20 protein-coding genes are annotated in these 23,579 nt (G+C 44.7%); 9 read left to right on the plus strand and 11 right to left on the minus strand.

All coding sequences use genetic code 11. From position 1 onward, the window contains the following. Positions 1–10 precede the first annotated feature (10 nt). The 5 genes from LLF92_01570 to ftsH are packed head-to-tail and all read right to left on the minus strand — an operon-like array spanning position 11 to position 6,868. Positions 11–1,687 carry a carbon starvation protein A gene (locus LLF92_01570; GenBank protein MCE5339803.1) on the minus strand — a complete coding sequence of 559 codons (1,677 nt, stop codon included), beginning with the start codon at positions 1,685–1,687 and terminating at the stop codon, positions 11–13. 18 nt (positions 1,688–1,705) lie between these two features. Next, entirely contained in the window at positions 1,706–2,428 is a 723-nt protein-coding gene (locus tag LLF92_01575) for a TIGR00730 family Rossman fold protein (protein ID MCE5339804.1), read from the minus strand. Between the two features lie 13 nt (positions 2,429–2,441). Beyond that, positions 2,442–3,116: an endonuclease III gene (gene nth, locus LLF92_01580; GenBank protein MCE5339805.1), complete on the minus strand. Its 675-nt coding sequence runs from the start codon at positions 3,114–3,116 to the stop codon at positions 2,442–2,444. Then, the gene (locus LLF92_01585; protein ID MCE5339806.1) at positions 3,109–4,866 is read right to left on the minus strand and encodes a thioredoxin family protein; all 1,758 of its coding nucleotides are present in this window, start codon (positions 4,864–4,866) and stop codon (positions 3,109–3,111) included. Before LLF92_01585 ends, nth begins: the two co-directional genes overlap by 8 nt. Positions 4,867–4,891: 25 nt before the next feature. After that, complete coding sequence (gene ftsH, locus LLF92_01590; protein MCE5339807.1) at positions 4,892–6,868, minus strand: ATP-dependent zinc metalloprotease FtsH; 1,977 nt, start codon at positions 6,866–6,868, stop codon at positions 4,892–4,894. A gap of 587 nt (positions 6,869–7,455) precedes the next feature. Between ftsH and LLF92_01595 the strand changes: the two genes are divergently transcribed. Then, positions 7,456–8,286 (plus strand): alpha/beta hydrolase, encoded by an 831-nt coding sequence (locus LLF92_01595; GenBank protein ID MCE5339808.1) that lies wholly within the window; start codon positions 7,456–7,458, stop codon positions 8,284–8,286. Positions 8,287–8,639: 353 nt separating this feature from the next. Here LLF92_01595 and LLF92_01600 read toward each other — a convergent pair whose 3' ends face one another. Then, on the minus strand, positions 8,640–9,626 hold the full coding sequence (locus LLF92_01600; protein MCE5339809.1) for a sigma-54 dependent transcriptional regulator: 987 nt from the start codon (positions 9,624–9,626) through the stop codon (positions 8,640–8,642). Between the two features lie 507 nt (positions 9,627–10,133). Here LLF92_01600 and LLF92_01605 point away from each other — a divergent pair. From LLF92_01605 to LLF92_01635, 7 genes are read left to right on the plus strand one after another with little or no spacing between them, the layout of a single operon-like run. Next, positions 10,134–10,421, plus strand: a complete 288-nt coding sequence (locus tag LLF92_01605) for a SoxR reducing system RseC family protein (GenBank protein ID MCE5339810.1) — start codon at positions 10,134–10,136, stop codon at positions 10,419–10,421. A gap of 13 nt (positions 10,422–10,434) precedes the next feature. After that, a complete protein-coding gene (rsxC, locus tag LLF92_01610; protein MCE5339811.1) occupies positions 10,435–11,775 on the plus strand; it encodes an electron transport complex subunit RsxC in 1,341 nt (446 codons plus the stop codon). Positions 11,776–11,788: 13 nt separating this feature from the next. Further along, complete coding sequence (locus tag LLF92_01615) at positions 11,789–12,817, plus strand: RnfABCDGE type electron transport complex subunit D (GenBank protein MCE5339812.1); 1,029 nt, start codon at positions 11,789–11,791, stop codon at positions 12,815–12,817. Then, positions 12,810–13,421 (plus strand): FMN-binding protein, encoded by a 612-nt coding sequence (locus LLF92_01620; protein ID MCE5339813.1) that lies wholly within the window; start codon positions 12,810–12,812, stop codon positions 13,419–13,421. Before LLF92_01615 ends, LLF92_01620 begins: the two co-directional genes overlap by 8 nt. Beyond that, on the plus strand, positions 13,421–14,029 hold the full coding sequence (gene rsxE, locus LLF92_01625; protein ID MCE5339814.1) for an electron transport complex subunit RsxE: 609 nt from the start codon (positions 13,421–13,423) through the stop codon (positions 14,027–14,029). The genes LLF92_01620 and rsxE overlap by 1 nt, the downstream gene beginning before the upstream one ends. A gap of 11 nt (positions 14,030–14,040) precedes the next feature. Continuing rightward, positions 14,041–14,631: an RnfABCDGE type electron transport complex subunit A gene (locus LLF92_01630; GenBank protein MCE5339815.1), complete on the plus strand. Its 591-nt coding sequence runs from the start codon at positions 14,041–14,043 to the stop codon at positions 14,629–14,631. 5 nt (positions 14,632–14,636) lie between these two features. Next, the gene (locus LLF92_01635; protein MCE5339816.1) at positions 14,637–15,473 is read left to right on the plus strand and encodes an RnfABCDGE type electron transport complex subunit B; all 837 of its coding nucleotides are present in this window, start codon (positions 14,637–14,639) and stop codon (positions 15,471–15,473) included. Between the two features lie 241 nt (positions 15,474–15,714). On the opposite strand, the gene LLF92_01640 is transcribed toward LLF92_01635, so the two are convergent. From LLF92_01640 to LLF92_01660, 5 genes are all read right to left on the minus strand, one after another. Then, a complete protein-coding gene (locus LLF92_01640) occupies positions 15,715–16,416 on the minus strand; it encodes a tetratricopeptide repeat protein (protein ID MCE5339817.1) in 702 nt (233 codons plus the stop codon). A 98-nt stretch (positions 16,417–16,514) separates the two neighbouring features. Further along, positions 16,515–18,962, minus strand: a complete 2,448-nt coding sequence (gyrB, locus tag LLF92_01645) for a DNA topoisomerase (ATP-hydrolyzing) subunit B (GenBank protein ID MCE5339818.1) — start codon at positions 18,960–18,962, stop codon at positions 16,515–16,517. Between the two features lie 128 nt (positions 18,963–19,090). Continuing rightward, complete coding sequence (locus tag LLF92_01650) at positions 19,091–19,432, minus strand: DUF721 domain-containing protein (protein MCE5339819.1); 342 nt, start codon at positions 19,430–19,432, stop codon at positions 19,091–19,093. A 10-nt stretch (positions 19,433–19,442) separates the two neighbouring features. Next, positions 19,443–20,549 (minus strand): DNA polymerase III subunit beta, encoded by a 1,107-nt coding sequence (gene dnaN, locus LLF92_01655; protein ID MCE5339820.1) that lies wholly within the window; start codon positions 20,547–20,549, stop codon positions 19,443–19,445. A 372-nt stretch (positions 20,550–20,921) separates the two neighbouring features. Then, a complete protein-coding gene (locus LLF92_01660) occupies positions 20,922–21,929 on the minus strand; it encodes a WYL domain-containing transcriptional regulator (protein MCE5339821.1) in 1,008 nt (335 codons plus the stop codon). Between the two features lie 169 nt (positions 21,930–22,098). Here LLF92_01660 and LLF92_01665 point away from each other — a divergent pair, with 169 nt between their 5' ends. Continuing rightward, complete coding sequence (locus LLF92_01665; protein ID MCE5339822.1) at positions 22,099–23,289, plus strand: MltA domain-containing protein; 1,191 nt, start codon at positions 22,099–22,101, stop codon at positions 23,287–23,289. Positions 23,290–23,579 lie beyond the last annotated feature (290 nt).

The raw sequence follows: 23,579 nt of genomic DNA on the forward strand, positions 1-23,579 counted from the left end.
AGATTAAAAATTATTTCTTTTTATTAAACAACAGTACTCCGCAGGCTTCCTTAATCAGCACCAGACTCAACAGCAGAAAAACAGTTCCGCAAACGCCCGCGATGATAATGTCTATTTTCACAGTTTGGCCGTGCATAATCGCAGGCAGAGATTTGGCCAGCGGTGTAATTAAATTAACCAGCGACCACAGCGTCATTACGAGCATAAAAATCATTGGCACAATTGCGTAAATCGCTTTCTTTCCGGTTTTCTTCAGCCAGATTGAAACAGCCAAAAGCGTAAGCGCCGCCAGCAGTTGATTGCTGCTTCCGAAAATCGGCCATGCGACCAAATAACCTTTTTCCTTTACAAGCATCAGAAAAATAAACGGCAGCACCAGACTCGCAACCGCTGCGATAACGCCGCCGATTCTGCTCTGCAAACCCGTCAATTCCTGAAAGATATAACGTGCAAGTCTTGTGCAGACATCGAGCGTGTCGTAAACAAATGTCGAGAAAACTAAAAGCGCGAAAGGAAAAGCCAGTTGAAATTTTACGCCGACAAGGCCGAGATATCGCGCGATTCCGTTTGCGTAAATCAAATTCGGGTCGCCGCTGATAAGCGCATCGCCTTTTGGAAGAATCATAACTGTTATAAGCGCAAGTACTCCGACAAGACTTTCCAGAAGCATCGAGCCGTAGCCAATCGGCATTGCGTCTTTTTCTTTCGCGAGTTGTTTGGATGTTGTGCCGGAAGAGACTACGCCGTGAAAACCGGAGCACGCGCCGCACGCTATAGTGATGAATAATGTCGGTATCAGCATTTTGCCGTTTGCAAGGCTTGCGAAACCATCGAGATTTACAGCCGGATATTGTACCGGAAATTTTCCGCTGAATGCGCCGATAAATCCGACAATGATAACGGCATAGAGCATCCATCCGCCGAGATAACCTCGCGGCTGAAGCAGCAGCCACATCGGAATAACCGAAGCGACAAAACAATACGCCAGCAGAATCACATCCCATTGCTTAACAGAAAGACTCGCCAGCGCATCAAGAACAACCTGCGGACATCTGTGCCCATACCAAACAATAAATAAAACCAGCGGAACAAAAATTATCGTTGCCAGTGTGAGATTGATTTTGAAACGGTAAAGTAAAATTCCCAGCGCTATCGCGAGCAGCAGATACATAATAGAAGACGCGGCGACCGCCGGCCCGTACGCTTCGCTTTGTACTGTGGTTTTAAATGTGTTGGCGGTTATGTCTGTAAAAGCGATGATAACATAAATCAGCGTAAGCCACACAAAGATAAGAAAACTTATGTAAACTGATTTTGGCGTATATTGTTTGACAATTTCGCCGATACTCGCGGCCTTGTGACGAACCGAAGCGACCAGACTGTAAAAATCGTGAACTCCGCCGATGAATATTGCGCCGATAACAAGCCAAAGAAGCGCAGGCAGCCAGCCGAACCAAAGTCCCGCAAGTACAGGCCCGACAATCGGCCCCGCCGCGGCAATCGCTGAAAAATGCTGACCGAGAAGCATCTGCATTTTCGCCGGCACATAATCAACGCCGTCGTTTATTTCCACAGCCGGGGTTTTACTGGAATCATCAAGATTCATCTGTTTGGCAATAACGCGTCCATAAGTGCGATAGCCAATAAACAAAATTACCATTGTCAAAATTACAATTAGCGGAATCATAGTGTGTCCTGAAAAAAATTATTTTTTATAACAGAATGGATGCAAAGGCTTTTTCAATCCTGCCGGTTCCTGTATTCCACCTTGTTTACCGGACTGCTGAAATTCGATAATTATGTCCGCGGCTTTCTGCGGGTCGTCGCAGACGGTGAAAACATCCATATCATTCTGGCCAATATATTTGTGTTTTTTGAGCATTGTCTTTTTCATCCAATCCACAAGACCGCCCCAATATTCGCTGCCCATAAGAATTACCGGAAAATACGCCTGTTTGAATGTCTGTATCAAAACCAGTGCTTCGCTGAATTCGTCAACTGTGCCGTATCCGCCCGGAAAGGCGATAAAGCCGTTGGCGTATTTGAGGAACATCACTTTTCTGCAAAAGAAATATTTGAAGTGCAGAGAAAGGTTTTGATATTGATTTGGTTTTTGTTCGTGCGGCAAATCGATATTCAGGCCGACGCTTTTCCCGCCGACTTTAGCAGCGCCTTTGTTCGCGGCTTCCATAATACCGCCGCCGCCGCCGCTGATGATTGCGAAGCCTGCCTTTGCCAGAATCTCCGCTGTTTTTACAGTGAGCTTGTAATACTTATCATTCTTTTTTGTTCGTGCCGAGCCGAATATGGAAACCGCAGGCCCTATTGTCGCAAGCTCTTCAAACGCTTCGACGAATTCAGCCATTATTCTGAACACGCGCCATGTTTCTTCTGCCTCAACGCCGAACCTGTCTATTTTGTCGCTCATAGCGATTCCTTTCTTATAATAATTTCGGATTATCTATCGCAGGGCAGTATTTCGCAATCTGGCAGACATCGCATTTTGGTTTTCTTGCCTGACAGATATTTCTGCCGTGAAAAACAATCAGATGACTGAACAGCGTCCAGTTTTTCTTCGGTACAATTTCCATAAGGTCGAATTCGAGTTTAACAGGGTCGCTGTTTTCCGAAAGCGCCAGCCGTCGGCTCAATCTTATTACGTGAGTATCGCACACAACGCCCGGCGTGTCAAACGCATTGCCCAGCAGCACATTCGCGGTTTTTCTGCCAACGCCGTTGAGCGTAAGCAGTTCATCCATTGTTGATGGAACTTTGCCGCTGAAGTTATCGATGAGTTTTTGACAGGCGTTTTTAATATTGAATGCCTTATTGCGGTAGAAGCCGGTAGTTTTTACATCCTGTTCGATTTGCTCAAGCGGTGCGTTTGCCCAGTCGGCAGCGGTCTTGTATTTTTTGAAAAGCGTTTTTGTAACGATGTTCACCCGCACATCGGTACACTGCGCCGAAAGAATCGTTGCGACAAGCAGCTCAAGCGGATTTATGTGGTCCAGCGCGCATTTTGCGTTCGGATATGTTTTTTTCAATATTGGAAAAATCGCTTTTACTCGTTCAGCAGCTTGTTGTTTGTCTATTTTCAAAGTATTTTTTTTACTCATTTTTTCTGCCATCTGTAAGACTCTTCAATGTTGTTATAAGCTCGTTTTTAATCAGGTTTCCTCGTAATCTTACGGGTTCACGTTTTGGCAGAAGCAAAATAGTAACTGGTATAGCAGGTTCATTATAAATGTTTTTTAAAGCGGTGTCTGCCGGGCCAAAATCTGTAGTATCAGCCATGATTGCAAGAACGCCTTTCTGTTTTATTAAATCAGCCACCTCTTGACTGGAATAAACAGTTTTATCTAATATCTTGCAGGAAAAACACCAAGTAGCAGTAAATTTTATTAGAACGGGTTTGCCATAGTTTTGTGATTGAGTTATCATGTTGGCGTCGTAAGGCTGCCAGTTAATCGATCTTTTTTGCGGAGCGGTCAAAAGAAAAAACGAAAAAATCAAAGCCAGCAGTACAGCGATGAATCTGATTGAATATTTTTTCGCCTGTGGAGTGTCATAACTTACGCATACTCCCCACAGCCATACGCAAACTGTAAGTACAACTGTATAGTAAAGAATATTTATAATTTTATCTTCACCTAACGATTTTAGAAACCCCACACCAAGAATTAGCAAAATAAAACCAGTGGCGTGTTTGAATAATTCCATCCATCGGCCAGGCTTTGGAATTTCATTAAGCAGTTTTGGAATCATTGTGAGTATGACATAAGGCGCCGCCATCCCAACGCCAATTAGAAGTATTGTTATTGTGGCCAGTGGGATTGGTTGCGTTTGTGCCCAGGCGAGAACAAAAGTAAGAATTGCGAAACTGCAGGGCGTACTCAAAACCGCGGCGAGAAAGCCCATACCAACAGAGCCGATGAAGCCGCCTTTTTGTTTGCCGCTGCTGACTGATGCGGGAATGCCGAAACTAAACAGTCCAAACATATACAGCGCAAGTAAAACAATTAGAAGAGACATACCGGTTCTGAAAACAGGATTTCTGAATTGGTCTGCCCATTGAAACACAAGGCCGAAGCTCAACTTGAGAATAATATTTACCGCCGCCAACACCGCGAAGAATAAAATTATGCCCAGCCCGAACGCTACGCCGAGCGCAAGACTTTTCGCTTTGCCACGTTGTGCCTGTGTTACTAACCGCATTACGATAATCGGCAATATCGGCCAAACACAAGGCATAACATTCAAAAGCAAACCGGCAAGTATCGCCAAAGGTAAAATGATATGTTTAGCCGTCATCGGTGCGACGACGTTCTGGCTTTGTGCAATTTTCATTGTTTGCGAAGGAATGTCAAACACCGGCGAATCCATTTGTGCATCCGCGGAGATTGTTATTGTTTTGGAAAGCTGATAGTTTGCTTTCTTGCATAACTGATTATTGCACGCCACGCCTTCAATCACGATGTTCACATCCGCGGTTGTACTGTTTGCGTCCGTAGTAAATGGAATGAAAACGCTGAATGTCTCACTGTAAACATTTATGTTTTGATTTGTTAATTTGTCAAAGTATGGATGCGATTTTGTAAACACAGGTTTGGAAAAATATAGTTTGTTTCCTTGTGCGGTGATTTTGAGTGCGTTTTCACCGTCAGCGTAAAAATGCCAGTCTTTTGCAACGTCTAATTTTATTTCTATTGCGCTGCTTACGCCGGGCGTAACAGCAGGATGCTGAAGAATAATTTGTATTGCCGCAAGTTCGTCGCTTACCTGTTCAGCCGCCGTGCAGAAAACCGTCGGCAAAAACGCTGCGATTATTAACGGTATAAACAGTTTTCTGTTCATTCCATCATCCATAATCCATAATCCGAATTTTATAATGTTAATTATTTTCGGTCTTTTGCTCGCTGCTGTTCTGCTCGGTACTATTTGTTTCTTCCGTTGGTATTGGCGGAGGAACTGCCGCGGCGGCCTGTTTATCCTGTTCGGCTTTGAGCAAATCGCCTACGGTAGGTTTGTTCAATATCCCGCCGTCGAGAATTGTTTTTACTTCCACAGAGTCGAGCGATTCATATTTCAGCAGCGCATCGGCTATCGCCTGGAGCTTATCGCGATTCTGTTCGATGACTGCTTTTGCGAGTTTGTATGCCGAGTCGATAAGTTTTTTAATTTCAGCGTCGATGACTTCGGCGGTCTTTTGCGAATAATCCTGTCCACCCGCGCCAAAATATTCCTGTGGTTTATTTTTGAAATCTATCGGGCCGAGTGTTTCGCTCATACCCCATTCCTGAACCATTTCTTTTGCGACTGCGGTGGCCATCTGAATATCTGCACTTGCTCCGCTTGAGATATCGTCACAGAAAAGTTCCTCGGCAATTCTTCCGCCGAAACAAACCTGAAGCTGTGCCATACAATATTTCTTTGTGTAAAAATTTCTATCCTTCTCCGGCAGTGAAAAAGTTGCGCCGCCGTAAGGGCCTCGCGGTATGATGCTGACTTTGTGCAGTGGGTCGGCGTCTTTAAGCAGCGACTGAATAAGAGTATGTCCGGCTTCATGATAAGCGGTGTCTTTCTTTTCTGCTTCGTCGATTTTTCTGCTGCGTTTTTGACGACCCCAGCGAACTTTGTCACGTGCCTCTTCGAGGTCGTCCATTTCAACGAATTCTTTATTGTTCATCGTTGCTGATATTGCAGCTTCGTTGATGATTGCTTCAAGGTCTGCACCGCTGAACATAGGCGTTCCGCGTGCGATTCTTTCAAGTTCAACATCCGGCCCCATCTTGACTTTTTTCGCATGGATTTTAAGAATATCTGTTCTGCCTTTCACATCAGGCAGCGGAACAAAAACTTGTCTGTCAAATCTGCCCGGCCTTGTGAGAGCTTTATCAAGAATATCGCCGCGGTTCGTAGCGGCCATAACAATTACCTGATCATTTGTCTCGAAGCCGTCCATTTCGACAAGAATTGCGTTGAGTGTTTGTTCTCTTTCATCGTGTCCGCCGCTGACAAAACCCGGTCCGCGTTTCTTGCCGATAGCGTCGATTTCGTCGAGGAAGATAATGCACGGCGAATTATCTTTTGCCGACTGGAACAAATCGCGCACTCTCGATGCGCCTACGCCGACGAACATTTCAACAAAATCACTGCCGGAAATACTGAAGAACGGAACGTTTGCCTGACCTGCAATAGCTTTTGCCAGCAGAGTCTTTCCGCATCCCGGAGGGCCGACGAGAAGAATGCCTCGCGGAATTCTGCCGCCGATTTTCTGAAATTTTTTCGGATACTTGAGGAACTCTATAATTTCCGCGACTTCTTCTTTCGCTTCTTCGATGCCGGCAACATCGTTGAACGTAACTTTCATTTGTTCTTTGCCGTGCATTTTATGTTTGCTTCTGCCGAAGTTCATCAGCATACCGCCCGGCCCGTTGCGAACGTTCCTGACGAATACGAAATAGAAGAACGCAATCATTATCACAAGCGGCACAATCCAGCTCAACAGCGGCATCAGCCATTGCGGCCGCGAGAACGTCCACTTCACCGGCACCGGCGAAGCCTGGATATTTTCGCTTAATTTGTCGTACATTTCAGAGCGGTAACTTGTTCGGAAGGTTTTCGAACCTTTTGGCCGTGCGGCTATGCCGGCCGCGTTGAATTTGCCGACTATTTCGGTATCGCCGATTTCAATGCTTTCGATTTTTCCTTCGGCCAGATATTTCTCGAAGTCGTCATTTTGGATTTCATCCGAGGTCTGATAGTTGCCGCGCAGTAATGATACAACAGCCAGCGCTGCCAGAAGGAATAAAAGCCACTGAAACGGTTTTTTTGGACGATTGACCGGAGGTATTTTTGGAGGAGCCATAGTTTTCTTTGTATTTTGCCTTTTCTTATTCATTTTTACACTAAATTATAGATTAATCTGAACACTTCATTATATACGAATAATAAGTATCTTGCAAATCGGATTTTTTTGTCTATTTTTCCGAAAAAAACGGTTAAAATCCGCGTTTTTCTGTTTCAGAGGTCTCAATAATCAAAATATGATCAGAATAACAACAAACCATTACCGTTTTGGTTCTGATTTTTTTCGAAGGCCATCCCCGAGTCTTCAGGAATTTTATTTTACAATGCCCCTTGCGGAGACCTTGAAAAGAAAATTCATTGGAGCGAAGCGAAAACCCTCCTAAGGGGAGGGGAAAATTTTTACTTTTAAATTTATTTATGACTTGTTAATTTGATGTTATTAAAAGGTGTTGCCCTGCGGCTAACATAAATGGACTTTTTAACAGCAGGCGGTGTAATTATGAAAAAATTTGGTTATATACTGATCGCGATTGAATTTTCCCGCCAATCCGTGGGTAAGTGCTTTGATAATAACAAATTACTATTTCAATCGCGGGAATTTACTACCCTGAAGGGTATAATTGTTTTTTATTTGGAATTATCATTATGACAGCTATTTCAGCCGGCGAAACATTCGCCGAAGAACGCAGCCCTGACGATACGATAATTTTATGGCCTTCACAGCCGAAAATTACACTGGAAGTTTTCCTTCCGAAATCGAACCGCAACGGCACAGGTGTTATCGTCTGTCCCGGCGGCGGATATTGCGGTCTCTGTAAAACCTACGAAGGCTATGATGTCGCCGACTGGCTGAACTCCATCGGCATCACGGCGTTTGTCCTGAATTATCATATTGACCCGGAACCGAACACTGTTTTGTATCCCTGGCCGATAAAGGATGGCAGAAAAGCGATAAGTTTCGTTCACGCAAATGCAGCCAAATATAATCTGAAGCAAAATCAAATCGGCATTCTTGGTTTTTCCGCCGGCGGACATCTTGCTTCGTCTATTGGCACACACTGGCAGAAACCTGATGCTGATGATATTGTTAATGATGCTTCGTGCAGGCCGGACTTTATGATTCTGCTCTATCCGGTCATTTCTTTCCAGAAGCAATACACACATAAAGGCTCAAGAGATAATCTGATTGGACGCGATGCAAACGATGCGCAAGTCAATGAGTTTTCGAATGAGATGCAGGTCAACGCAAACACACCGCCGACGTTTATCATCCACGCCGCTGACGATGATGTTGTACCGGTCGAAAATACGCTTATGTTTTTTACTGCGTTGAAAAACGCCGGCGTGCAAAATTGTGAAATGCACATATTCAGCAAAGGCGGTCACGGCTTTGGAATGGGTTTCCGTGAGGGCCGGCATTGCGATTGGAGCCCAAACTGCACTCAATGGCTGAAAAATCTAAAACTTGTAGAATAAATTGCCGTATCAGAACCGTAAGTTTAGCCGTCGCCGGCACGGCGATGCGTTCATCTGCCATGAGCGCTGAAGCGAAGCGTCGGAGCGGAGCGTAGACCCTGCGCAAGGGTAAGCGAGGGGTAATCAAAATCGGTTAGCCTCGCCATCATATGACGGGGTTCTCAAGGAGTTGAAATGCTTTTCAAAAAACGTATTGGGGCTGACGAAGAATTTATTGCAAAGATTCGCAAATAACTCAAAACCGGCCGAAGACTATCAATTTTCTTTATGGCTTCTGCCTGTTTCTCATTTATTATAGGTATCGGTTTTGTAATCTTGCTAAATTACATATAGTCGCAATGACAAGTGAGCGGTTAGTCTTCAGAGGATGATGTAGAAATATTATATCTTTCGAGCAGACGATTTAATTTTCGTCTTTCAAGGCCGAGGATTTTAGCAGCGGCCATTTTTCTTCCGCCGGAGGCTGTCAGTGCCTGCATAATTACATTCTTTTGCGCCTCATCGAGTGTCGGCAGACGTCCCTGGCCTTTTGCCATCGGGACAGCAACGAGAATTTCCGTCGGCAGCGAGGCGGGCTTTATTGTCTCTGTATTTGTCAGAACATACGCCCTTTCCATAACGTTGGCAAGTTCACGCACGTTGCCGGGCCAGGAATAATTGACCAGAAGCTTCTTCACCTCATCGCTCAAAATTTTATAAGGCTCATCATATAATTCCGACTGACGCGAAAGGAAATGCTCCGCAAGATTTAAAATATCTTCCGGCCTTTCACGCAGAGGCGGAACGTAAACCGTAACGACATTCAAACGATAATACAAATCCGCACGGAATTTATTATCGTTGACCATTTGTTTCAAATCGCGGTTCGTCGCGCACAGAATGCGGATATCTATCGGATGTGATTTCACCGAGCCGACAGGTGTAACTCTGGATTCCTGAAGAACGCGCAGAAGTTTTGCCTGCAGGTCGAGGGGGATTTCACTGATTTCATCGAGGAAAATTGTTCCGCTGTCGGCTGCTCTGAAGAAACCGAGCGTATCGCTGACTGCGCCGGTAAACGCGCCGCGGACATGGCCGAATAACTGGCTTTCAAAAAGCTGGCCTGTCAGCGTCGTACAATCGACGGGTACAAAGACTTTATCTTTGCGGTCGCTGCAGTTGTGGATTCTCCGCGCGACCATTTCCTTGCCTGCTCCTGTCTCGCCGCTGATAATCATCGAACATTGTCTTGATGCTACAGCGCTGATTGTTTCGAGAATAGAGCTAAAAGCAGGAGACGTGCCGACAACAAACTGCTGGCGCAATACCTGCACCGCTGATGTGTTTGACGCATCACCCATTTCAGAACCGTTCCCTGGCGTAAATTGTGCTCTTTCCTGTTCCACTATACGCGCAGAAATAAACTCTAATTTTTCAGCGTACTTGGAATTTCACTGTTCGGTACGCTACGTGTTCGGCTTAATTAACTTAACGAGAGTTCGGGAATGGGAACCAATGTCTTCTATCTCTACCTCCCAAACTCCAAACTAATATACGTCACAAATTTTACACTGTCCTATAATGTAAAGCAAGACAAAAATGTGAATTTAGGAAAAATCGTCTGCCTCACTTCATGATTGTCCAACATCATTTATATATTGTCAATTCGTCATTTTATAGGACGTTTCTTTAATAATTTTATAACTTATTTATTAACAATAGTTTATGTGATTTATAATTTTTTTCTGATTTATCATAATAATACGGTATTGAACGGCCTTTAAATCCGTTGATTTGTTAAAAATTGGCTTGCAAAATAGACCACTTTAATTTATAAGAGCGGCTTATTCTATATTTCAGGCTCAATAATGGACCAGCAGCAATGTCAGAGCTGCGGAATGAAAGATCATTGCCAGGAAGTTTATAAAAAGCTTGGCAAATCTGATGCCCCGAATGTTCTGACTAAAGTAATCTTGGCCTTTCTCGTGCCGCTGATTCTTTTCATTTTTTCTATCGTTGTCGGTGAAAGACTTTTAATAGAAAAACTGAAAAACGCAAAGGCGGTAAATATAATCGCGTTCGCTTTGGCGATAGCGATTGTTTTATTGTATGTATTTACTTTGAAACTTTTGAAATTTCGGAGAAGACAAAATTAATATTGCAGGAAAATTGACGTTCAAGGGCGGAGTTCATCCGGCAGACAGCAAAAAATTAAGTTCACACTGCGCAATAAAACCAGTTCCTGTGCCTAAACAGCTTTCAATAATGCTTAGTCAGCACATCGGCGCTATTTGCACACCATTGGTGAACAAGAAAGACGCTGTAACCGCAGGCCAGCTCATCGCAAACGCTGATGCGTTCGTGTCCGCACCGCTTCACTCGCCTGTCAACGGCATCGTTAAGGATATCGCACTTTGCTCTCATCCGGTACTCGGCAGAGCGCAGGCGATTATAATAGAATCCAGCGCAGAAAATCAGCCCAAACAGCCTTACCCGGCAAGGTTCGATTCGACTTTCGACATCGCTCCATTTTCAGCGGAACAGATTTTCAACGCTGTGCGAAACGCCGGCATCGTCGGAATGGGCGGCGCGGGTTTTCCGACAAGCGTTAAAATCAAGGCGAATCCTCAAGCACCAATCAAAGATATAATAATCAACGCCTGTGAATGCGAACCGTATATTACGTGCGATTATCGAATGATGATCGAATGGACGTACCAGATTCTGGCCGGCGCTGCATTAATCGGAAAGACGCTGAACTGCGGCAACATATATATAGGTATAGAATGCAACAAGCCGGACGCGATTGAAATATTTGAAAAAGCAATTAAAGCTGCTCCGTTCGCGGTAGGTATGAAAATCGCTCCCCTGCACACAAAATATCCGCAGGGCGGCGAAAGACAACTCATCAAAGCTGTTTTAAATAAAAATGTTCCGACAGGCGGAGTTCCGCCGATGATTGGCGTGCTTGTAAGTAACGTCGCGACCGCCGCGGCAATCGCTGAAGCTGTTGCGATGAACAGTCCTCTTACGCATCGTGCAGTTACCGTCAGCGGACACGGAATTAAAAACCCGGGCAATTTTTACGCACCTATCGGTATGGCTGTCGGCGAACTTATCGAACTTGCCGGCGGATTAAAAGACAACGCGGTTAAAGTGATTCTCGGCGGACCGATGATGGGCTTTGCTGTCGCGGATTTATCAACGCCGCTGACTAAAACTTCCGGCGCTGTTACAGTCTTTACAGAAAATGACATCGTCAAACGAAAAGAAACGGCCTGTATCAGGTGCGGAAGATGTATCGCAGGCTGTCCGATAAATATAAATCCGACGAAAATCGCGCACGCGGTTAAAAACAATATGCTCGACATCGCACAGCAGTATTATTTGTCGGCCTGCATCGAATGCGGCTGCTGCACTTACATCTGCCCGGCTGATATCGAACTGACAGGTTATATAAAAACCGGAAAAATTCTCGTCGCAAGACAGAAAAAACTTATGCCGAAATGATTAGGAAGAATAAATGGCACAAATTTTAACAGTTTCACCTTCACCGCATATAAACAAGCATCACTCGACGCAGAGCATAATGCTTGATGTTGTTATTGGTCTTGTACCGGCGGCAATTGCTTCGTTTGTGTTTTTCAGAATGAAAGCCGTGGTCGTGCTGGCAAGCTGCATCATCTCGTGTATGGTTTTCGAGGTGATATGCAACTGCATCCGCAAAAAACAGAACACGCTTGGTGATTTGAGCGCAGTAGTTACGGGCATTATTCTGGCGTTCTCACTTCCGCCGACAATTCCGTTCTGGGCGTGTATTATTGGTTCAGGCTTTGCAATCGTGATCGGTAAAATGGTTTTCGGCGGACTTGGCGCAAACATTTTCAATCCCGCGATGGCAGGCAGATGTTTCCTGACGGCCTGTTTCGGCGGAATGATGGTTTCATGGACGGTGCCTGCGACATTAGACAATAATATGCCGAAAGTCGGAGCATCTTCAGTTGCACCGGCTGCTATCACACAGGCAACACCTTTGGGATTAATTAAAGAAGCATTGAAAAATAAATCCGCACCGCAGGATGAAAAAATCGCGGCAATCAGAGGCATTTTCAAAAATATGTTAATCGGCTCAACGGCAGGCTGTCTTGGCGAAACAAGCACGATAGCGCTGCTGATTGGCGGAATTTATTTAATTATCAGAAAAACAATCGACTGGATTATACCTGTTGCGGTTCTCGGCTCGGCATTTATTTGCGCGTTTATCGCCTGCGAGCTTGACCCGCATCATTATGTCGCACCGTGGCTGCATTTGGCAAGCGGCGGTTTACTGATTTGTGCGTTCTTCATCGCGACAGACCCTGTTACCGCACCGCTGACGAAAAAAGGAATGTGGATTTTCGGTGCAGGCGTCGGCGCTTTGACAATGTTAATCAGACTCGTCGGCGAATATCCGGAAGGTATTATGTTCGCTGTTTTATTGATGAACTCTGTGAGCCCGCTTATCGACCGTTTCACAAAACTTACGCCGGCAGGAGGTAAACCAAATGTTTAAGGCTATCACTGAATATTTCGAGAAAAGCTGGCTGCTGATTTTTTCGGCATTTATTTTCGGGCTGCTGCTTGCGCTGACGAACTCGGCGTGGTCCGGCAAAATAGAGCAAAACAAAGCCGGCAAACTTAGCGGACTTATGAGTACCCTTATAACAGACGCGAACAAATTTGAAGTCGTAATGCCGGCAGTTAAAATCGAATTGAGTAAAGGCAAATTCGCTACGACAGATATATACAAAGCTGTCGCGGGCGATAAGACCGTCGGTTTCTGTTTCAAAGCAGAGGGAACCGGCTTCGCGGACAAAATTGAACTGGTAATCGCGGTTGACGCGGCTTTTGAAAAAATCCTCGGCTTCAACGTCTTGGCCAGCAGTGAAACGCCGGGCTTCGGCGATAAAATCGCGAAAAGCTTTTACAACGACCAATACAAAGGCGCACCGGCTGAAATGTTAAATCTCGTCAAAAAAGGCGACGACAAAATTATTGATAATGAAATCGTCGCAATTAGCGGCGCAACTGTCAGCAGTACGGCGGTAGTAACTATTTTCAATCATTATATTGAACCTGTAAAACAACAGCTCAAGCAAAAAGGAATAATTAAATAATGGCAGCAAATTCAATGACAGCTAAACAGGCCGTTGTCGGCGGATTGTGGACGGAAGTTCCGGTTCTGCGTCTGGTGCTCGGTATGTGTCCGACGCTGGCGGTAACAGCATCAGTTAAACCGGCCTTGACAATGGGATTGAGCGTTTTGTTCGTGCTCTTTTGCAGTAATATCGTTGTCAGTCTTATGCGGAATCTTCTCAAACCGCATCTGCGGATTTTGATGTTCACATTGACCATCGCGACATTTGTTACTATCGCGGATTTATTTTTGAAGGCGTTTATGCCGGAGATGAGTGAAGTGCTCGGCCCGTATGTCGGCCTGATTATCGTAAACTGCATTATCATCGCCCGCGCAGAAGCGTGTGCAAGCAAAAACGGAATATTCATAAGCGCTGTTGACGCGATAAGTATGGGCGTTGGCTTTACGATTGTTCTGTGTCTGCTGGCTTCTGTCAGAGAGCTGATTTCGGCAGGAACGATTTTCGGCGTTCAGATTATGTGGAAAAGTTTTGTTCCCTGGGTCGCGATGTCGCTGCCGGTCGGTGCGTTTATCACACTCGGTCTGATGCTGGGTCTTGTTAATTTATTAACCGGTAAAAAATCCTAAAGGATTTAACTATGGATAAAATTTCTGTTTTAGTACTGGCTTTCACATCGATAGTGATAGTCAACAACCTGGTACTCACCAAATTTCTTGGTATCTGTCCATACCTCGGCGTTTCGGGCAGAATCGATATGGCGTTCGGAATGGGAATGGCTGTTACGTTCGTGATTACGCTGGCCGGCTGTCTGACGTGGCTCATCGACCATTTGATATTAGTGCCGTACGGACTGGAAATTACACGTTATGTTTGCTACATATTGGTTATCGCCGGCGCGGTGCAGCTTGTCGAAATGTATTTGCGAAAATTTTTCCCGCCGCTGTATGAAAGCTTCGGAATATTTCTGCCGCTGATTACAACCAACTGCGCGATATTGGGTTTGTGTTTATTCCTTAACGTGTGGAATGTTGATAACTTTCCGCTGGCGGCTGTTTTGAGTTTCGGAGCGGGCATCGGCTTCACTCTGGCAATCTGTATTATGGCGGGTATTCGTGAACAGCTTAACTTTTCAGATGTGCCGGCGGCTTTGCGAGGCGCTCCGATTACTTTGATAACGGCAGGTATTATGACGATGGCATTTATGGGTTTTGCAGGAATGATTAAATAGGATTAATGATGATTTTAGCTGATATAATTACACTTTGGAATAACTCCTGGCCGGCAGGCTTGACAATGTTTGCACTGGCCGTGGCTTTTTCTATTATACTTTTAGTAGCGGACAAAAAACTTAAGGTCGCGGTTGACCCGAAAATCGAAAGCATTTACCAGGCTCTTCCGCGTATCGACTGCGGCACATGCGGTTACGCAGGCTGCTCTTCGTACGCAAAGGCAGTTGCCGCCGACCCGACACTACTCGGCAAATGTTCGCCCGGCGGAGCGGGGGCATCTCAAAAAATAGCTGAAATCCTTAATCTGAAAATCAGCTCCGGCGGCGCACTGAAAAGACCGGTCATTCACTGCCATTCTACAAAAGACAATAAAACCTATTTCGGCAACTACGCCGGCATTCAGTCCTGCACTTCAGCCAACGCAATCGCCAATGTTCAGGCCTGCAAATTCGGCTGTCTCGGTTTTGGCGACTGCAAGGCAGCGTGTAAATTTAACGCTATCCAAATGGTAAACGGTCTCTCGACAATCGATTACAACAAATGCACCGGCTGCGGAGCCTGCGTGAAAGCCTGTCCGAGAGGAATTATTGAAATGGTTCCGTTCACACAGAATAAAATTATGACCGTCGCGTGCAGAAGTCAGGAAACAGGAAAAGACACAAAAGCATTCTGCAAAGTCGGCTGCATCGGCTGTAAATTATGCACAAAACAAACAGACGCCTTTACAGTAAATAACAATCTCGCAAAATTAGATTACGCCAGATATGAACCAAGTGAACAATTCAAAACAGCAATGGAAAAATGCCCGACAGGCGTAATTGTTTATCGCGGCAAAGAATAAATTATATCAAATTCAGTTTAATCGAGCCGATACACTGATACTGTCATTCCCGCGCAGGCGGTTGGAGCGAAGCGGAACTTCGGTGGAATCTATCCTGTTATGCCGCTATGTGTGTTGGAATCTTTCGGCTCTTTTTAACTAAAACTATTATTACTATAAGTTTCCTTAACACCATAAAAAAAGCCTTCAGAATTATCCGAAGGCTTTTACTTTTTATATCTAACTATTTTAAATCATCCGCTTAGTCAATCTGGCCCTGACCGCTGATTTGTTTTTTCTTGTCGAGCTTCTTTATACCTTTTGCTTTCTTTGGAATCTCAACCTGAACGCCAAGTTTGCCCAACTGGGATGCAACATCAGGCTGATACGGGTCAAGCTCAAACGACCTTCGCAGATAAATTTCGGCGTTGGCGTTATCGCCTTTAAGCAGGTAGAAATAGCCAAGCTGTTTATTAATCACAACTGAATTCGGTGCGAGCCGATGCGCCTGTGTATAAGACTGCAAAGCATATTCGTCCATGCCCCTGTCCTGAAACGCGCGTCCCAGCAGCAATGAATTTTTCGCGCTGACGCTGGCCTGATTAATATATTGCTCGGCAAGCACATCGCTTCTCTGCTTTTCACCTTTGTCTGCGCTCAACTTTACAATAGAAGCCTGCGCTTCAAAGTTAGCAGGATTAAACGCTAGAGCCTTACTGTATTCCCATTCAGCCTTGTCCCATTGGCCTTCACGGTGATAAATTTTGCCAAGTTCATAATGCGATTTGGCGTCAGTATATTTTCTGTCGAGTTTCCGTTCCAACTGCTGCTTTTGCTTGTCGGACGTACTGGCCAACTTTTTATCATTAATTTTTTCGCCGGCCGCTACCTTTTGTTTGCTGTTACATCCACCCAAAACAACGCAAATCATCGTTATCATTAAGACATTGAAAATCGTTTTCATCTCTCAATCCTTTCAAGTTTGCTACCATTAAGTGTAACAAATCCGTTGTCTATGTCAATCTTATACCAAATACATTAAAAAATACCTGTGGTATTATACTATACATCAAGGTTTTGCACTTCAAGTGCATGATCCTGAATATACGCACGCCTTTTTTCAACATCGTCGCCCATCAGGATACTAAATAGCCTGTCTGCTTCGCCGGCATCATCGATTGTAACCTTCAGCAGAGTTCTTTGGCTCGGATCCATTGTGGTTTCCCACAACTGTTCGGCATTCATTTCGCCCAGACCTTTGAACCGTTTAATTTCGATTCCCTTGCCGCCGATTTGGCGAACTGCGGCAGTAACTTGGTCGAGCGAAGCGACTTCGTGCTCTTCCGGGCCGTTAACAAGTTTAAATTTGGTTGGAACCGACTCGCCGGAGACTTTCCGCTCGGCTTTGAGCAGGAAATCCTGAAAATCAAGTCCAAATTTGTCTTTTAATTTGGCGTTTATTTCATTCGCACGTGTAACTTCGTGCATTTCTTCGGCAGACCATCTTTCGACGTTTTCGACCTGTTCACCTTCCACTAATTTGTCAAGTTCTGCCCGGCGTTTTTCATAATCCGCCTGTTTGAAGAAAAATTCCGACTGCCCTTCAAAACGGATATGATACTCCGGCAGTTTACCGTCAGTATATTGTGTTTCAATAAACGATTTAAATGTGATTCCGCGTCTTTCGAGAACAAAAATGTTGCGTTCAAGGTCGCTCAACGTTTTTATAAGTTCTTTCAGAGGCTCGCCGTTGAATTTTTTAATCCCCGACTTTGCGCTGATAATTAGTTCCGTGCCGTCGGTACCGCGGTTTATCATTCTCCTTCGCATATCCTGCTCGTTGAGAATATATTCGTCGTTCTTTTTGCCTTTCACGGAAACCTGATAAAGCGGCGGCTGCGCAATGTATATAACTTCTTTCTCGAAAAGCATCGGCATCTGACGAAAGAAAAATGTCAAAAGCAGTGTTCTGATATGAGCGCCGTCAACGTCCGCATCAGTCATCAGTACGATTTTGCCGTAGCGTCTTTTTTCAAAATTAAAATCATCTGTGCCAATTCCTGTTCCGTAAGCGCTGATGAGCGTTCGTATTTCTTCGTGTGCCAGCATTTTATCAATTCTGGCTTTTTCAACATTAAGAATTTTGCCTCGCAGCGGAAGAATCGCCTGAATGTTTCTGTCTCTGCCGCCTTTTGCAGAACCGCCTGCCGAATCACCTTCTACGATGAACAGTTCTGTATTTTCAATTTCTCGGCTCGAACAATCCCAAAGTTTGCCCGGTAAACCGCCGCTGCTCAATGCACCTTTTCGACGAGTCAGCTCACGAGCCTTTCTTGCAGCCTCGCGCGCCGCTGCCGCCTGAATCGTTTTTGTTAAAACTCTTTTCGCATTGCCGGGATTTTCTTCAAGATAATTGCCGAGCTGCTCATTAACCGTCGTTTCGACAAATGTATCCACTTCCGGATTACTCAAGCGCACTTTCGTCTGCGCCTCGAAATGCGGATCAGGCAATTTCACCGAGATAACCGCAGTCAAACCTTCGCGAATATCCTCGCCGGTTGGAGCCTGGCCGTTTTTGAGAAAATTAGCCTTTCGCGCGTAAGCGTTCATCGTTCTGGTAAGCGCGGTTCTGAATCCGCTCAAGTGCGTACCGCCGTCGATATTTCTGATATTGTTCGCGAACGCCAGCGTGTTTTCAACATAACTTGTGTTGTACTGCATCGCTATTTCGCAAACCATTTTACTTTCAGCGTCTTCTCTTTGAAAATATATAACGTCCGGGTGAACGGCTTCTTTGCCTTCATTTAAATGTTTGACAAATTCTTTCAAACCATCCACAAAATGAAAAACGTCTTTTTTCCCATTGCGGTCGTCCATAAAAGTAATTTTTACGCCGCCGTTGAGATACGCTACTTCACGAATGCGTTTCTGCAGCGTTTCGTAATCGAAATGTATATCGCCGAAAATCTGCTCATCCGGCAGAAATCTCACAAGCGTTCCCTGTTTGCTGGAGGTGCCTATTTCTTTAACCGGCCCTTTGGCGTTGCCGCGTTCGCAGCCGAATTGATAATGTTTTCCATCCTTGAAAACTTCCGCTTCGAGCCATTCGCTCAACGCGTTCACAACGCTGACGCCGACACCGTGCAGACCGCCGGAAACTTTATAAGCGTCGTGGTCGAATTTGCCGCCCGCGTGAAGTGTTGTTAAAACAACTTCCAGCGCACTTTTACCCGCTTCTTTGTGCATATCGACGGGAATACCGCCGCCGTTATCTTCAACCGAACAGCTCCCGTCAACGTGAATGCGAACGATAATAGAATCGCATCGCCCTGCCATCGCTTCGTCGATAGAGTTATCCAAAACTTCATAAACAAGATGATGTAATCCGCCCTGCTGTCGACTGCCGATATACATCTCCGGTCTTTTTCTTACCGCTTCAAGGCCGGCAAGAATTTTAATACTGCTTGCGTCGTAACTGTGCGCTTTTGTTTCTGGTTTGTTTGTTTCCACTGATTTTGCTGCCTATCTACAATACTGGTTCTAAAAAATTCTCGGGCGGTGCTCCGCGGGGAAAGCGAAGCAGGTTGCGAAGTTACAAACTTCACGACGCGCGAGCAATAATACCAATTGGTATAAAATTAACCTGCTATTATTTTAATTTCATTAATATTCGACGAAGGATAAGCCGTTTGCAACTGCCGTAAAATTTCGCCGCTCATATTCCGCATCTGAAACATATACGGCCCGGACCTCACCTTTATTTTCAATACACCGCCTCTAATTGAATCCGCCTTGCAATGGATCATCATTTCACTGCCGACTATTTGCTCGAGTAATGTTAATATGCTCGTATTTTTTTTTGTGTTCTTTGTGTATTTGCTAAGCCAGTTATAAACATCCCTGCCGATTGGTTCTGCGGCGGCAGGTCTGTTGGCAAGTATTTTTTTATTCGTCTGACTTAATATAAATTCTTCATTCATACCAATCAGCTTATGTCAAACTTACAGGCATCACAATATAAACGTAATTGCTTCCGCTTTTTATCATACCCGGCCTGTCGGACTGCCCTAATTGCAGCTCGAATGAATCTTCGTGTATAACCCGCAGCATATCCACAAGGAATTGCGGATTGAATCCGATTTCCATCGGTTCGCCTTTATAATCGACTTCCATCGCAATTTCCGCATCGCCCATTTCCGGCGCTCTGCTTGTAAACACTAATGACTTTTTACCCAGCGCGAGTTTCACGCCTTTGGAATCTTCATTCGTTAAAAGCGCGGCTCTTTTCACTGCGCTCAAAGTCGCGGCTGTATTTAACTGCACTTTATTTTTGTAATCGGCTGGAATAATATCTTCATATTTCGGGAAAGTGCCTTCCACAAGATTTGTACTGATAACAACTTTTCCACAGGCAAATATTGCTTTACTGTCGGCGAAACGAACTGAAATTTTATCTTTTTCGCCGGCTCCAACTTTATCCAAAAGCACCATAGCTTTGGCGGGAATAATATACTTTTCGCCTTCGAGTTTTTTATCCACTTCGGCGTTCAAGGCAAGTTTATACTTCGCGAGTCTTCGGCCGTCAGTGCCAACAAGTGTTAATTTTTTGCCGGACGGCTCCCACAAAATGCCGCTCAATGCATATCGGGTATTTTCCTTTGCGGTTGCGAACAGACAATGCTTCAGCGCTTCCTGAAGTTTCACAAGGTCAGCTTCAATTTGTGCCTCACCGTCAAAGCCCGGCACCTGCGGATACTGTTCCGGCTGATGTCCGTAAATCGTAAAGTGACTGTCGCTGCCCTTAATTCTGCATGTAGCTTCTGAAACTTCCATCACAAGCACTTCATCAACACATTCCCGAACGATAGCTGCCAGTCTTTCGGCTGGAACAACCGCCTGCCCTTCCTTTTCGACTTCCGCCTGCGAAAGCATACAGGTGATTCCCATTTCAAAATCCGTTGCGCTGATACAGACTTTATCCTTGTCCGCTTGTATCTTCAAACCCTGCAGGATCGGTTTAGTCGTTCGTGCGGGTACTACTGTTGTTACCAGGCCAAGTGCTTCGGAGAGTGCCGCTCTGTTAAACTTTACTTTCATTGTCCATACCTCAAAAAGTATTATTTTCTTCCATAAATTGAAACCGCTATTTTACACGAAAAGAAAAGGTTTAGCAAAAAAGTTTTCCAATATATTCTTATAACCTTTCAGATATTTTTCTGCTCTGTCCGTTATTACTTCTAATAGTAATATATTAAAATATTATTAGTAGTATTATAGCGTATAAAATTGTTACGACTGGGTGTATGCCAGGGTATAACCCTTTAGTAAGCAATGGTTTATGCTTTAATATCGCTCGCCGGCCGTTGTGGAAAACTTGTTACGAAGGGTGTTAGGCAAAACCCGCCATCTCACATATCAGTACTGATAACAGCCAAGCCGTCGACTTACTCACAGAACCTGTTGTGGAACTCACAGGTTGTGCACATCGCAACTCACAGGCTCGGTTTGAAAATTTTTATGATTTTCAATCATTTTTTTTGCTCGCTCAACAACTTTATCTCTTAAAGTCGCCGGCGAGATGACCTGAACCTGGTCGCCATAGCTTAAAACCCACCAACTAATTTCGTTGATGCCGTCCACACGAAAGGCAAGTGTAACAGAACCATCTTCGTGCCATTGTGCCTGCTGTGTTTGATGCCATTGCACTTCCGCAACATTTTTGGCGACCATCGGTGTGAACAGTAGTTTAACGTCGTATAACTTACCTTCCGGAATCAAAGACCATGCCCTGCCGATATAATCATTAACATCGAAATTATTGCCGTCTGCGAAGCATTTTTCAAGAACACTAATTTTCTCGATCCTCGCTAAATTGAATGTACGTACAGAGTTATGCAATGTTGAAAAACCAATTACATACCAGGCTCTGTTTTTGTAGAGTAAATGGTATGGGTGCAAAACGGTATTAATCCCGCCGTTTTCGAACAAAGAGGCGTAATCGATTTGCAGCATTGTTTTTTTTCTAATTGCCTGCTGAATCGTATGATAAATCACATCGAGTTGTTTGACGGAGGAATGCTGCTCTTTTGCGACGGTGATTTTAGCCAGCGAGCTCTGACAATATTGCCGGATATCGGCGGGCAGATTGTTTTCTATCTTCATTCCCGCCAGCAAGGCCGAGTTTTTGTACGGCAGCGGTAAATTGTGCCGCATCTTGTGTACAAGCATTAAGACGCTCAATGCTTCCTGAAGGTTAAAATCAATCGGCGGCAGGAAAAATTTGGGGTCGATTTGGTAGCAGCCGCCTTCTTTGTCGTATTTATATGGAACGCCAATGGTTTGCAGCTCTTTCAGGTCCCTAAATACAGTGCGTTTGCTGATACCTAAGAGTTTTTCGAGGTCGGCAGGCGTATATTTTTGGCCCGACTGGAGCGTTGTCAGGATGCTTACTATTCTGCTTACCCTGCTGTGTTTCATAGTTTCTCTCTAATGAAATTCGCGAGTTGTAAAGTATCCAATTTGCAAACTACCAGAAACACAAATATTTTTCAACCTTGAATAATAAATATCTCTTTAACGTTTTCGATAAGATAGGTATAATCCACCATTCGCGTATATTATTATTTTAATGGATTTGAGGTATATTATGAAACGGACTTTACTGATTGTAGAACTAACACTTATAGCATTCTTTTCCGCAAGCTGCCACAAGGCAGTAAAAATTGAACCGGAAAGAGCTAAGCCGCAGTATGATAAGCCATTGCCGCCCGGCGAACTGGCTTTGCGGAAGATCACGAACCCTGCGGACATTCCAGATTTTACTTTTGCCTGCTATGACCTGACAAATCTTGAAAAGGCAATCGATAAAAGTCTTAACTATTTAAAGAAACCGTCGGCACAGCAGTACTATCCTTACGGCGACATTCCGCGCGAACAGGCGATTGACAGTTTAAAAATGTTCAAGGATTTGATGAAGTCCGGCTTGAGAGGCGAAAAACTCAACACCGCGATTCGCGAGAAATTTGATGTTTACATTTCCGTCGGCTGCGATGACAGAGGCACGGTATTATATACCGGTTATTACACGCCGATATTCGACGGCTCAATGACACGAACTGAAAAATTTCAGTATCCGCTTTACAAAATGCCAAAAGATCTTGTGAAAGGTAACAAGGGTGAAATCCTCGGCCGTAAAACAGAAGCGGGCGTTGTGCCGTATCCTCCACGAGATGAAATTGAAAAATCAGGTATGCTAAAAGGTTCGGAGTTGATTTGGCTCGGCGACCCATTTGAAGTTTACATCGCGCACGTACAAGGCTCGGCGAAAATTCGTTTGTCTAACGGCAAACTTACCGGCGTTGGCTATACCGCCAGCAACGGTCAGGAATATAAGAGTGTTTCCAAAGCGATGCTTGAAGCCGGCAAATTTAACGGCGAACACATGAGTTTGAAAGCGATGATTGAATATTTTAAACAGCATCCGGATGAAGTTGAAAGTTACACGAAGACGAATCCGCGTTTTGTATTTTTCCAGATTGAAAAAGGCGAACCGCGCGGCAGCATCAACGAAGAAGTAACGGCATATAGAACTATCGCTACGGACAAAACGATTTTCCCGCCGGGCTGCCTTGCTTTCCTTTCGACAGTATTACCTGTTGAAAAAGGCGGCGTGATTACTGACAGCCCATACGCAGGCTTCGCGCTCGACCAGGATACAGGCGGTGCAATTCGTGCTCCCGGCAGATGTGATGTCTATATGGGTCAGGGCGATAAAGCCGGCTCGCTTGCGGGCAGAACTTATCAGGAAGGTAAACTTTATTACCTGTTTGTAAAATAACCTACGTTTAACCCCGTCATCATTTTAATCCCCCCTGCGGGACTATGACGGGGTTTTATAATATAACACAAAAAAGGCGAACGCGCGTGTTCGCCTTTTTTTATGGAATGGTAAATGTGTTTTCTGAAATCTTAAATCCGAATCGTGTTTAGCCGCCTCCGGCACGGAGGCCTCTTAATTCAGTAATTCCACAATTTTGCATTTTGATATTTGATTTTTAATTTTATTTTACGCTCTCCAGCAGCACGGATAATTTTTTACCATCACTTACAGATTCGATAACCTTTCCA

This window comes from Planctomycetaceae bacterium (genome assembly GCA_021371795.1).
Lineage (GTDB): Bacteria > Planctomycetota > Phycisphaerae > Sedimentisphaerales > UBA12454 > UBA12454.